Origin of the sequence: Microcoleus sp. S28C3, from assembly GCF_036700785.1 — a bacterium.
GTDB classification, from domain to species: domain Bacteria; phylum Cyanobacteriota; class Cyanobacteriia; order Cyanobacteriales; family Microcoleaceae; genus Microcoleus; species Microcoleus asticus.
Window position 1 is genome coordinate 1 of sequence record NZ_JAUBPO010000141.1, and the last position, 14,000, is coordinate 14,000.

3 protein-coding genes and 2 pseudogenes are annotated in these 14,000 nt (G+C 46.4%); 2 read left to right on the forward strand and 3 right to left on the reverse strand.

Annotated elements, in window-relative coordinates; all coding sequences use genetic code 11:
* Both QUA13_RS28685 and QUA13_RS28690 read right to left on the reverse strand, forming a co-directional pair.
* Positions 1-209: pseudogene (locus QUA13_RS28685) on the reverse strand (hypothetical protein); the annotation flags it as partial.
* A gap of 87 nt (positions 210-296) precedes the next feature.
* The gene (locus QUA13_RS28690) at positions 297-5,777 is read right to left on the reverse strand and encodes an AAA family ATPase (RefSeq protein WP_333204012.1); all 5,481 of its coding nucleotides are present in this window, start codon (positions 5,775-5,777) and stop codon (positions 297-299) included.
* A gap of 1,016 nt (positions 5,778-6,793) precedes the next feature.
* On the opposite strand from QUA13_RS28690, the pseudogene QUA13_RS32900 reads away from it, so the two are divergent.
* Positions 6,794-6,896 (forward strand): annotated as a pseudogene (locus tag QUA13_RS32900) (IS1 family transposase); the annotation flags it as partial.
* Positions 6,897-7,508: 612 nt separating this feature from the next.
* Complete coding sequence (locus tag QUA13_RS28695) at positions 7,509-12,284, forward strand: glutamate synthase-related protein (protein WP_333204014.1); 4,776 nt, start codon at positions 7,509-7,511, stop codon at positions 12,282-12,284.
* Between the two features lie 216 nt (positions 12,285-12,500).
* Here the strand turns inward: QUA13_RS28695 and QUA13_RS28700 are convergent, their stop codons facing one another.
* Positions 12,501-13,907, reverse strand: coding sequence for a hypothetical protein (locus QUA13_RS28700; protein ID WP_333204016.1), 1,407 nt, complete (start codon positions 13,905-13,907; stop codon positions 12,501-12,503).
* Positions 13,908-14,000 lie beyond the last annotated feature (93 nt).

Consider the following 14,000-nt stretch of genomic DNA (forward strand, 5'->3'; position numbering starts at 1 on the left):
AGACATAGATTTTTGGCAATGGCATATTGGTTGCAAAATTGCAGCAGTTCGCTGAAGTTGGGATAGTCTCGCTTGAGCAGTTTGATTACAACTGGAAGCCGATCTATTTCTCGGATTGCTCGATAAACTAGGGTTCTGGAACCGCTGTACAGTTGCTCCGTCAGACGGTAGCCGGGAATGGTATCGATCAAATTTACGGGTGCATTCATTGTGGGCTATCCTAATCTTCAATATTGATTTTTAACAGTTAATCTGGATTTCGATCTGCGAGGTTGAACGGTGATAGCACTTCGACCTCACACTTTCACCGGCAACAAAATTACAAATTCAGTTCCTTGATGGAGTACAGAGTTGACCTCGATCTCGCCTCCATGTTTTTCTACTACAATCTGGCGGGCGATCGCCAATCCCAGTCCCGTTCCTTTACCGACTATCTTGGTGGTAAATAAGTGGTTAAAAATGCGCTCTTTTACCTCTTGATTCATCCCAATGCCATTGTCAGAAATGCCAATTGTTACCCACTCCGGATTCTTTTTTTGTGTGCTACTAATCGTGATGCGATTCGGCTTGGCTTTAATCTCGGCAAAACTGCGTCCCTGGTTCGATGATTCTAACGCATCAATCGCGTTTGCCAAGATATTCATGAACACTTGATTGAGCTGCCCGGGGAAGCACTCAACTGCTGGCAAGTTGCCGTATTGTTTGACAACTTCAATTTCTGGACGGTCATCATTTCCCTTCAAACGGTGTTTGAGAATCAGAATGGTACTATCGATTCCTTCGTGAATATTAAAAGGAACTTTATAATCTCGGTCAGCTCTCGAAAAGGTTCGCAGGCTGGTACTAATACTGCGAATCCGTTCGACTCCCAGATTCATTGAATCAATTAACTTGGGCAAGTCTTGCCTCACATATTCTAAATCGATTGCTTCTATTTCGGATACAATTTCAGCATCGGGATGGGGTAGCTTTTTCTGATACAGGTCAATCAGCCCAAATAGGTCTTTGATATAATCTTGGGCTGGTTCAAGGTTGCCGGCAATAAAACCTACGGGATTGTTAATTTCGTGAGCCACCCCTGCCACGAGATTGCCGAGAGCAGACATCTTCTCATTTTGTACCAGTTGCAGTTGCATCTGTTTGAGATCGTTGAGATAAAGCTCTAGTTTTTGCGCGTACTCCTGGGATTGCTGATACAGTCGGGCGTTCTGTAAGGAAATTGCTGCTTGAGAACACAGGATGTTGAGGATCGCGACGCGATCGCCCGTGAATACCCCTGTTGCTAAATTATTTTCTAAATACAAAATCCCCATCATTTTGCCTCGCTCGCCGATCGGAGTGCAAAGCAGGCTGTGAGGTTGCTGTTGGATAATGTAGGGGTCAGATGCAAATCTTGGTTGATTGCTAGCATCATCAAAAACTAGGGTTTCTTTTGTACGCTTGACGTAGTTGATCAGGGTTAAAGGAATTACTTCGCTCTCCTCAACCGGAATAGATTGCAGAAGGCAGTCTTGACGGTTGGTGCAGTGGACGTTTATCCTCCAGTTTCCCTCTTCCATCAAAATTAATGCTCCGGTTTGTGCTCCGGCATTCTTCACCACCACTTGCATGAGGGTAGTGAGCAATTGCTCTAGTTCTATTTCGCTAGATAGAGCTTGAGAAGCTTTGATAACTGTTGGCAAATCTACTAACCCCCAACTGCTGGTGCTACCGACAAGTGTTTTATTCGTGTTAGATAGGGATGATTCACTATTGCTGGAGGTATGAATTGTTTCGCTGGGATATTGGCGAGTTCGCTCCTGTTGCAGGATCGGAGCAAGCAATTGGGGATAGCGCTGTTCTAGATGGTCAATCTTTGCTTTTGCTCCCCAACGAGCGTAGGCATAGTAGGCATCGATTAGATAGGGTTGTGCAAGTTTTTCTTTGCCCCATTCTAAGTAAAATTTGGCGGCAAGTTCGTGAGCTAGTGCTTCTTCGTTGATGTACTCGTTTTCTTGGGCGAGAGCGATCGCTTTGTCGTACATCTCGATCGCTTCTATTTTTTGGTTTAAAACCCGATGCCGTTCTGCCTCCACTAGATAGAATTTATGCAGATGATTCATGGGGGCATGATGTGCCCAGTTTTGCATTTTTTCTTGATTAGCTCTTACTCTGTCGAGAATTTCCTGTTGCTCTGACTCTGGAGTATCCGAGTACACCGCCAACCTGACTAGAGAATCGTAAAAATGGAATAGAGGAATAAGAGGCAATCCTACCACTGCGTCCAAATACTTCTCTGCTAAAGCAATATTCTCAATCGCTTCTGAGTTATTTTCAAACCAGTAACTAAGTAAAAGTTTGTTCCAATATATGTAGTAAAGTCCCGTTTTGTCGTTTGCTTGCTGGAGCAGTGGCAACCTGATCAGCTCATCGCATACTTCACCCTTTAAGCAGCACTTATTTCCAGTCTTTTCGAGGAGATTTAAGACAGCCTGCCAATAGATTTCGTGATAATGAAGCGCTGTTTGTTGCATACTTTTATGAATAGCATTTCTGTTGATTGCCATCTCTCTTTCAAGGACAGTCAGTTCTTTGCCGCTAAAGTAAGCAAAATAAGAGTACAGCATTAGACCAAAGGCAGCATATTGTAAATCTCCTGTCTCCATTCCGGTAGAGTAAGCTGATACCAGAGGTTCTAAGGTTTCTCTCAGATGCTCTTTCCAAGGTCGGATAAATATATTTACCATAACGACTGTCTTGGCTTTGATTTCTTGAGCATTCAACTTCGACAATAGATTTAAAGCCAATTGACCGAACTGATAACCCGAATCAATATCTCCCACAACTCCGCAAAGCAGAAGACCATAATTTGCATAAGCAAACGGAGACACCGAAGCATTACCATATTGGACAGATAAATCTACTTGTTTGCACACCGTCAAAGGCACCAGTTCTGGCGCAGCAATGTATGCAGCAGCAAAGATACTTGATAAAAGTCTTATGGCTGCTAGTTTATAGAGATCGCTCATTTGAGGCAGGTCAATTAAATCCTCTATTCGCTTCCCGTTCAAAATTGACGCAGTTTCCCCTAGTGCCTGCTCAATATCTGACAGGTTCACTTTAGAAGGAAATTCTACTCCCAACAGCTTTAAGACTTGTAGCGTTGTATTAACTGCTTCTAGTAACTTGTTCTGAGCTATATAAGCTTGAATTTGGACTTCGTACACTTTTACTTTGCCCAGTAGCGTTTTGGCGCAGTTGTCCACGACTGATGCTAATTTTTCCATCTGCTCAAAATCACCGCTTAGATATGCCGCTTCTGCTGCTTTTGTAGACAGCGCTAATGTTAGTTCGTATTGGTTCTCCCAACTATTTTCTGTCAGTAATACCCTACCAACCTTGAAATATTCAACCGCAGCAGAATAGGCCGTAGCAGCTTTGGCTTTCTTTCCAGCAACCAGATTCAACCGTGCTAATTGCTCGCGTTCTGCCTCCTGCGTAATTAGCTCAACTCCCACATTTAAGTGGTTGACAATATCAAAGATTCTTTCTTCTCGATCGGCTTCTGGCGTATTTTTTAACAGCAGTTGGCCGATTTTTAAGTGAGTAGAGCGCTTTTGGTCTTGCGGAATCAGAGAATAGGCTGCTTGTTGGACGCGATCGTGTAAAAACTTATATTTGGGTAATTGGTCATGGGTAATTGGTAATTGGTCAGATTCCTTCCCATTACCGATTACCGATTCGCTATTCCCCTCTGCTTGATAAAACTTATAAATTTCGCTAATGGGTAAAATTAGCCCTTCTTGCAGCGCCTTCCATAAAGCGGATGCGGTTTCTACTGGCGAATTCTCATCAATAATTGCTAAGGTCGCCAAATCGAACTGATTGCCAATACAAGCAGCTAACTTTAAAACGGACTGTGTTTTACTTGGCAACTTTCGCAACTGAAGTGCCATGAATTCTACTACATCATCCGTTAGTGCCAAGGTGCGCACTCGGGCAATATCGCACTGCCAATACCGAGCTTCACAATTAAATTCAATTAGCCCATCTTCATGCAAAGATTTGAGAAATTGTGTGCTAAAAAATGGATTGCCTAAAGTTTTTTGATAAACGAGTTCGGTCAAAGGCAGAACCAACGCTGTAGAACAAGCTAGAGTATCGGCAACTAAACTATTTACGTCGGCTCGATCGAGGGGCTCTAAGGTAATAGTATTCACCTTTGCTTCAGTTTTGTGAATCTCTGCTAAAGTCAGCATCAATGGATGCGCTGAAAATACTTCGTTATCCCGATAAGCTCCTATTAATAAGAGATAGCGGTACTCCTTAGCACTCATCAGCAGTTGAATTAATTTTAACGATGCTGAGTCTGCCCATTGCAAGTCGTCCAAGAATATCACTAAAGGATGTTCTTTTGTTGTGAATAATTGCAGGAATTTTCCCAACAACAAATTGAAGCGATTTTGAGCGGCACTGCCAGAAAGTTCTGGGACTGGCGGTTGCGGCCCGATAATACGTTCTAGTTCGGGAATGACTTCAACTATCGCCCCAGCGCTATCTCCTAAAGCTGCCAATATTTCTAATTTCCATTGTTCAACTTTAGCATCGGTTTCCGATAGCAATTGTGCCATTAAATCGCGAAAAGCTTGGACAAATGCACTAAAGGGAAGGGTGCGTTGGAATTGGTCGAATTTGCCTTTAATAAAGTAGCCGCGCTGCCGGACTATGGGTTTGTGAACTTCGTTGACAACAGCGGTTTTGCCAATGCCGGAGAAACCGGCAACGAGCATCATTTCAGTGCTACCTGCACTCACGCAGTCAAATGCTTCCAGCAGCGAGAATACTTCGCTTTCTCTACCGTATAATTTTTCGGGGATAGTAAAGCGATCGCACAAATCTCGCTCCCCTATTGTAAAGTTAGTCAGCGCCCCTGTCTCTTGCCACTTGTGCAAACAAGTTTCCAAATCAAACTTGAGCCCCAGTGCGCTTTGATAGCGCTCTTCAGCATTCTTCGCCATCAGTTTGCTGACAATTTCAGACAGCACCAATGGAACGTTCTGGTTGATAATTGAGGCTGCCACTGGCTGTTTGGCGAGGTGGCAGTGTACCAAATCCATTGGATCGTCTGTTTGGAACGGTAACTTTCCTGTTAGTAATTCGTAGAATGTTACTCCTAGCGAGTAGAAATCTGTCCGGTAATCAATGCCTCGGTTCATTCGCCCAGTTTGTTCGGGAGATATGTAGGGTAAAGTGCCTTCGAGGACGTTAGGATTTTGAATTTCTTGGGTTTCGCGCGGCAGCAGGGAAGCGATGCTGAAGTCAATTAACTTGACTTCTTTGCTGACCGGATTAATCAGAATGTTGGCGGGTTTGAGGTCTTTATGGATAACTCGGTGGCGATAAAGTCCGTCCAGGGCGTTGGCAATTTGAATCGCCACGGGCAGAAATTCGTTAACGGGCAAGCCTTCTAAGGGTTCCTTGCTCTCGACTGCTAGACTAGCGAGGTAGCTACTTAAGGAAATTCCGCCAAAGTCTTCCATCACCAGAGCATAGTGGTTCTGGTACGTTTCCAGGCTGTATGCCTTCACACTTCCGGGGATCTCTAAGTTTTTAGCAATGATGTACTGGTTGCGGAAGTGAACGAGTTCGTTGAAGCGGGGAAAGTCATTTCGCAGCAGTTTGATTGCGACGGGCTGGCCATTTTCCGTGCGAATGCCACGATAAACTAGAGTTCGATTGCCTGCGTATATTTGCTCGTTAATGTGATATCCTAGGAAAAGTTTTGTGATCTTAGTCATATCTACGTATTCCTACTACTTCTATCTAGCCTAAAGCTTCTTAGAGTTAATATCTAATATTGTCGCTCTATCTGCCATGTTCTTCAGTGAATTACATTTTTCTTAACATATTTTGGAGAGCAAATTATGAAACAGCGATTTGAAAAACCCGACTTAATGTTTTAGGTAAGAGCTGTTGATACTTCAGTTGAGGCTAAGTAGAAAATGGCTCCGCGAACCCTGATTGAACGACAGCAGTTCAGTTCATTGGATAGGAACTTAAGAAGCTGATTAATAAGCGCGGCATCTTTATGGGATGATTTTTGACACTCTGGGCCCTTCAGAAACAGAGGTTCTTGATTCACAGAGGTGACTTGCTGATACAGGATTTCTCCAGCCTCAGTAGAGACCATGTATAGACAAGCATTTAGGGTGTTCCCCCAAGTTCGCCTATGTCCTGCGGTACGCATTTTCTCCTGGAGGATATTTCTAGCTGCACGATCGGCACCATCCAAAACACACTGTCCGTAAAGTTCCGTTAACAGGACTAAACTGTTATTGACCGAACTTTTTAATTAAGATTAATTCGATTGTTACGATAAATTGGTAATAACATTAACCTGATAAATATTGAACCATTGATTTCAATGTTTTAGAAAGATTGACTCTTGACTGAATTCCCCTGTGTTCCTTGCATCAAGCAGACTAAAGTCTGGCTCGTTTTCTGCTCGCCGACTTTTTTTTATAAAAAATAGAAATGAAATGCCCCAAATGCCAATACACTCAAATCTGTAAAAAGGGCCACCGTCGATCTAAACAACTTTACCAAGGCAAACTTTGTGGGCGTCAGTCGAATTGAAATTTGAGATTTGAGATTTACTGCACAGATGAACGTGGGAGCTTTAACAAAAGTCTAAAATTTTTACCTTTCCACGACTGCTGTCAGAAAGCAAGTATCCGTTTTTGGGCTATGTCAAAAGGTTGCGCTGGCTCTAGCAGATGCTCATAAGGTGTCAGAAATCCTTGAAATAGTTTTCATTGATGAGTTAGAAACGTTTGTCGGTAAAAAAATATAAATTAGGGTTATAGACAACTGTCAACCTTTTTCGCCAAGGCATCTTAGGCTGGGTTCTGGGCGATCGCTTACAAGACTTGCGCGCAAACTCTGACTGTAATCGGTGAAATTTTATCAGTTTCTTGATAGAATTGATGTTCGCGGCCCGAGAGTTGACTGCACAATAAGACAAGTTTCACCAGTTGTGAACCGCGCTGCTACATTGCACCTACCGACTGAGCGGGCAGGTGGGTTTTGTGTGTGCAGGCGCTGACGAAAGCAACTCAACAGCGCAGCAAGCAAAATAACGCTAAAGTTACTATCTACCTGTGTTCGCTGCAAGGCTACCCTTGCGGACTCAGGAAAAACACACACAAAAAACTCGTGAAGCGCAGCTATCCCGTAGGGAATCGCCAGCAATGTATCTATTTGCAGGGCGGCGATTTCCCAAAGAATCACTGCTTTTTAACAGCAGGGTATTCTAGGAGACATCTCCGAGACGATGCGAGCGAGATAATTTAAAATCTGCAAACAGGGTTTCAGTGCTAAGTACAGGCAGCATCGACGTAAATTTTTATCAAATCAGCTTCCAATATGCTGTTTTAAAGTTTACTAGGCTCCCACCGCTCGGCAGCTTTCTCTCCCCGAGCTATAAAAACGCATCAAGCACACAATCACGGAAATAACATTCAATCAACATGGGTAACACGATCGATCCAAACAGAAACGTGCATCAGACTGAGCGAGGAACTCCCTATGCCGGCCAAAGCTGGTTAGTGGAAGAAAGAGATGCCTGCGGTGTGGGGTTTATTGCCAACCAAAGCGGCGAAGCTACCCACTCGATTATTGAGAAAGCGCTCCCAGCTTTAACTTGTCTGGAACACCGCGGCGGTTGCAGCGCCGATCGAGATTCCGGCGACGGTGCGGGTTTGATGACCGCGATTCCTTGGGAATTGCTGGATGCTTGGTTTGCCGAACAGGGAATTGTGCCTCCCGCACGGGAAAACTGCGGCGTGGGAATGCTGTTTCTGTCTCAAGATAAATTTCAAGCGACTATAGCGCGGCAGGTGGTTGAGCAAGTTCTGGCCGATCGCGGGCTGACACTTTTGGGGTGGCGCAAAGTTCCCGTTGTACCGTCGGTTTTGGGCGAGCAAGCGCTAGAACATCAACCTCAAATCGAACAAGTAATAGTCAGTTCACCGCACTTAGCCGGAGACGAACTCGACAGAAACCTATTTCTGGCGCGCCGCACCATCGGACACGCGCTGTCAAATCGCCCCAACTTCACCCGCCGAGAATTTTATACTTGCTCTTTCTCTTGTCGCACGATCGTCTATAAAGGCATGGTGCGATCGGCCGTACTGGCAGAATTTTACCAAGACCTGAAAAATCCCGCTTATAAAAGCTCCTTTGCCGTCTATCACCGGCGCTTCAGTACCAACACGATGCCCCGCTGGCACTTAGCCCAGCCGATGCGCTTGCTGGGACACAACGGGGAAATTAACACGCTGTTGGGCAATCTTACCTGGATGACGGCGCGGCAAGCGAATTTAGCTCACCCGAATTGGAGTCAAGCGGACATCGACACGTTCAACCCAATTGTCAAATCCGAAAGCAGCGATTCGGCAAACTTGGACAACGTGATGGAGTTGTTGGTGCACTCCGGCCGCACCCCCCTAGAATCCCTGACAATTATGGTGCCCGAAGCCTACAAAAATCAGCCGGATTTGGCTGCTTATCCAGAAATTGTCGATTTTTACGAATATTACAGCGGCATTCAAGAACCTTGGGACGGCCCGGCACTGCTGGTGTTCAGCGACGGGAAACAAGTAGGTGCTACGCTCGATCGCAACGGTTTGCGCCCGGCCCGCTACTGCATTACTAAAGACGGTTTGGTAATTGTGGCTTCCGAAGCCGGAGTTGTCGATATTCCCGAAGCAGATATTGTCGAAAAAGGTCGTTTGGGGCCCGGACAAATGATTGCAGTTGACCTGCAAACCAACGAAATTCTCAAAAATTGGCAACTCAAGCAGCGAATTGCTAAGCGGCACCCCTACGGCGAATGGCTGAAACAAAATCGCGAAATCTTGCAGCCGCAGCCTTTTGCGGAAACAGCAACCCTCGACTCGCAAACGCTGTTGGCCACCCAAACTGCTTTCGGCTACACGGCCGAAGATTTGGACATGGTGATCGTCGAGATGGCGAGTTCTGGGAAAGAACCGACTTTCTGCATGGGCGACGACGTTCCCTTAGCTGTGTTGTCAGAAAAGCCTCAGTTGCTGTACAACTATTTCAAACAGCGGTTCGCTCAAGTGACAAATCCGCCGATCGACCCCCTGCGCGAGGGGATGGTGATGTCGCTGACGATGAGTGTGGGCCTGCGGGGCAATTTACTGCAAGCAGTACCGGAAAATGCCAAGCGGCTGAAAATTGATTCCCCCGTACTCAACGACGCTGAACTGTCTTTCTTGAAAGATCAAAAGTCTTTCCCAGCTACCGAATTGTCAACGCTTTACAAAATTGCTGCCGGGCCTGGAGGTTTGAAAACCGCAGTCGAGCAACTTTGTCAAGAGGCGGCTCAAGCGGTGCGGGAGGGTTCGAGAATTCTGATTTTGAGCGATCGAGCTTTGAAGGAAGAAGGAAGAAGGAAGAAGGAAGAAGGAAGAGGGGAGAAGGAAGAAGGAGATGTATCTTCTGCTGTGGGATTGAGTGCTGAATATACTTATATTCCGCCTTTCCTGGCAGTTGGCGCGGTTCACCACCACTTAATTAACGTCGGGCTGCGGATGCAAACTTCCCTAGTTGTCGATACCGCCCAGTGCTGGAGCACTCACCACTTCGCTTGTTTGCTCGGTTACGGGGCGGTGGCTGTTTGCCCTTACTTGGCATTGGAAAGCGTGCGCGGCTGGTGGTCTGACGCCAAGACTCAAAACTTGATGCAGCACGGCAAAGTTCCCAATATTACAGTGACACAAGCTCAAGCTAGATACCGCACAGCGGTGGAAAACGGCTTGCTGAAGATTATGTCGAAAATGGGGATTTCGCTGCTGTCTAGCTATCAAGGAGGGCAAATCTTTGAGGCGATCGGCATTGGCGGCGATCTGCTCGATTTGGGCTTTAAAGGCACTGTTTCTCGGATCGGTGGTTTGAGTGTGGCGGAACTGGCTAACGAGGTAATGTCTTTCCACAGTCAGGCTTTCCCAGAATTGCACCTCAAAAAGCTGGAAAATTACGGCTTCGTGCAGTACCGCCGGGGCGGTGAATATCACATGAACAGCCCGGAAATGGCGAAGGCTTTGCACAAGGCTGTGACTACTTTTAAGGCTCAGACTAACGGTAACGGCAATGGGGCCGAACCAAAAATGGAACCAATTGGTTCCAAAAATTCTGAAACGGCTTACGATCACTACGAGGTTTACAAGAAACAGCTCGAAAATCGCCCGGTAACGGCTTTGCGGGATTTGTTGGATTTTGTGAGCGATCGCCCTTCCATTGCCGTCGAAGATGTAGAATCTGTAGCAGATATTGTCAAGCGGTTCGCCACCGGCGGTATGTCCCTCGGCGCTTTGTCCCCGGAAGCCCACGAAACCCTAGCGATTGCGATGAACCGCATCGGCGGCAAATCCAACTCCGGCGAAGGCGGCGAAGACCCGGTGCGCTACAAAGTGCTAAACGATGTGAGCGAGGCAGGTTTCTCACAAACGCTACCTCACTTAAAAGGTTTGCAGAACGGCGATACAGCTTCTTCATCGATCAAACAAGTAGCTTCGGGACGCTTTGGGGTGACTCCTGAGTACCTGATGAACGCCAAACAAATCGAAATTAAAATCGCACAAGGTGCGAAACCGGGTGAAGGCGGTCAATTGCCAGGGGCGAAAGTGAGCGAGTACATTGCTTATTTGCGCCGATCGAAACCGGGTGTGACGCTGATTTCGCCTCCTCCTCACCACGACATTTATTCGATCGAGGATTTGGCGCAGTTGATTTTTGACTTGCACCAAATCAATCCGCAAGCAGGAGTTTCGGTGAAGTTGGTGTCGGAAGTGGGCATCGGGACTGTAGCCGCTGGTGTCGCTAAGGCAAATGCTGATGTGATTCAAATTTCCGGCCACGATGGCGGCACCGGTGCTTCGCCACTAAGTTCTATTAAGCACGCAGGTTCTCCGTGGGAACTCGGGTTGACAGAAGTTCACCGGGTGCTGATGGAAAATAAATTGCGCGATCGAGTTTTGCTGCGCGTTGACGGTGGCTTTAAAAGCGGCTGGGATGTGGTTGTAGGCGCTTTGATGGGCGGCGAAGAGTACGGTTTCGGCACGGTGGCAATGATTGCAGAAGGCTGTATTATGGCTCGGGTTTGCCACATGAATACTTGTCCGGTGGGGGTGACAACTCAACAAGAACACTTGCGGAAACGCTTCCCCGGTACACCGGAACACGTTGTTAATTTCTTCTATTTCGTAGCACAAGAAGTGCGGAGTTTGCTGGCGAAATTGGGTTATAAGTCGATCGCAGATATCATCGGCCGCGCGGATTTGCTGACAATGCGCGATGGGGTGAAACTAACTAAAACCCAAGCGATTAATTTGGATTGTTTGACCAAGTTACCGGATACTAAGAGCGATCGATCTTTCTTGGTCCACGAACCCGTCCACAGCAACGGTCGGGTTTTGGATGACGATTTGCTGGCGGATGCTGAGATTCAAAGTGCGATCGCCAATCACGGCACTGTTAGCAAGAGTCTAAAATTGGTGAATACCGATCGCACTGTGGGAGCGCGTTTGGCAGGTGCGATCGCACAGCAACACGGCAACACGGGCTTTAGCGGTCAAATCACCCTCAATTGCACTGGTAGCGCGGGCCAAAGCTTCGGCGCGTTCAATTTGCCGGGGATGACGCTGGTACTGTCAGGCCAAGCCAATGACTACGTTGGTAAAGGAATGCACGGTGGCGAAATCGCGATCGCACCGCCGGCTGGTGCGACTTATGATGCTTCTGAAAATGCGATCGTCGGTAACACTTGTTTGTATGGTGCGACGGGCGGAACTCTGTTGGCTGCGGGTAAAGCTGGCGAACGGTTTGCGGTGCGAAACTCGATGGCGAAAGCTGTGATTGAAGGTGCGGGCGATCACTGCTGCGAGTACATGACTGGTGGCGTGATTGTGGTGTTAGGAAAAGTCGGCCGCAACGTCGGCGCTGGAATGACTGGCGGCTTGGCTTATTTCCTCGATGAAGATGGGAGTTTCCCGGCTCACGTCAACGGGGAGATTGTGAAGATGCAGCGGGTTTGTACGGCGGCTGGGGAGGCGCAGTTGAAGGAGTTGATTGAGGCTCAGTGCGATCGAACCGGCAGCAAGAAAGCTGAAAAGATTTTAGCAAATTGGGCTGAATATTTGCCTAAGTTCTGGCAAGTTGTGCCGCCGAGTGAAGCGAATTCACCCGAGGCTTCGGAACAAAAGATTGCTGTGGAAGTTTAATTTTGTAGCTGGTTGGTTGGTTAAATAGACATCTCCAATAATTACTGTGGAACAGGCATCTTGCCTGTTCAAGACTAAGTTTTTGGGAGATGTCTAATCCAATAATTACTGTGGAACAGGCATCTTGCCTGTTCAAGACTAAGTTTTTGGGAGATGTCTAATAGATGAGGGGCGACGCGAGTTGCCCCTTTTTTAATTTACTTAAGTTGCAAATTATTAATAATTGCTATTTTTTACAGCCCGTTCTCGAACCCAACGCTCTAATAATGGCACTTCAAAAACATAACCATTATCTGTTTGCTCAATCACATGATATCGTCTCAACCGCCTGATTGCCGCATCTGTTAAATCCTGTACATAGCCAGGAGCTAAGCCATTTGCTAATTCTAACAGGAATTCTTGTCCGGCGATTATTTCTGCGGGATTATTACCTGTAAATTCTGTCCAGACATTGGTAAAATAAGGTTCGCCGTTAGTGAAAGCTTCAGGAATCGCAGCTTGCAATAAATCTGGTGTTACCAATTGAGTATGATTTAAGTTTGCCTGAGTGACAAGAGCAGAGCCAAGGAGTTGCAGCAGGTAGGGCTGACAGCGAGTCAGTTGAATAATTTCCTCCACAATACCTCGATCGTAACGCAGGGCGAATTCTGGGTCAGGATCAGTTAGTAAACTTTCGGCTTCATCGGGTTCTAGATAAGTCATTTCTAGGGGAACAACGCTGATAAAATAGCTGCTCCAGTTGGGGCCGAGTTCGTCTAGAGTTTGGACGCCAGAGAAGAGAAAAGCGAGGGAATCATAGTGCTGAATCAGGTGGCGGAGTTCGTCAAATAAGTTGATACTTAAGCGTTTTTCTTTGATAGCAGTGCCAATTTTTTCAAATTCATCAAGGTTGAGGAGAAGGCGTCGTTCTCCAAGTCTGGGAATTGCTTGTTCGAGCCAATCTTCTAAGGAAATATAAGGAGTTTCCAGAAATTCTTGGCGTGTGGGAATGATTGGTAATTCGATGCCTTGACAGCGACTATCGCGGTAGATGGCACGAATTAATCCTTGACAAAATCCAGCTTCATCTGTAGTTATAGCGGAACTTTGTAAATCTACGTAAACGGGGAGTAAATTACTGGGTAAGAGGCGGGGTAAGTTATACAGAAATGAGGTTTTGCCACAGCGTCGGGGGCCGTGTAAAACGAGGGTGGGACGATTGCGATCGAGAATTAAGCGGACAATTTCATCGGCAAATTTTTGGCGACCTCTGAACAGGTTAGCACGGTCAGAACGCAGTGGATTGCCGTATTGGAAGGGGTTAAGTAGTTCATTTTGAGATTGTTGCTGCTCTTCTTGCAACTCTAACTCGATGACTCGTTGCCACCTTACTAAAACTGGTTGCCAGCGTTTTATTGCTCGTGTGTTAAGTCCTAATTCAGGTAGTTGTAACTGCAATCTGAGCAGATAAGTGAGGATTGGCTCTAAGGCGCGTTTGCGTATGCCAATATTCCCGGCTTTTAAAGCAGCATCAATATCTTTAGTAACAGTTTGTAGGCGTGGCAAGAGTTTATTAATATCTGTACCATCTTCTATATCAAATGACCACTTGTCTGCGAAATAGCTGGTCAGTACACCTGCCATAACACTACCAATAATACCAGAAGTGTTGAATGCTTATTTGATAGGATTCTGAAAATAGACATACGAATCCTATAAACTGGTGATTTCAGCAAT

Excerpts from the sequence above, each read along its gene's own strand:
- QUA13_RS28690 (WP_333204012.1), bottom strand. The coding sequence starts at position 5,777 with ATGACTAAGATCACAAAACTTTTCCTAGGATATCACATTAACGAGCAA.
- QUA13_RS28695 (WP_333204014.1), top strand. The coding sequence starts at position 7,509 with ATGGGTAACACGATCGATCCAAACAGAAACGTGCATCAGACTGAGCGA.
- QUA13_RS28700 (WP_333204016.1), bottom strand. The coding sequence starts at position 13,907 with ATGGCAGGTGTACTGACCAGCTATTTCGCAGACAAGTGGTCATTTGAT.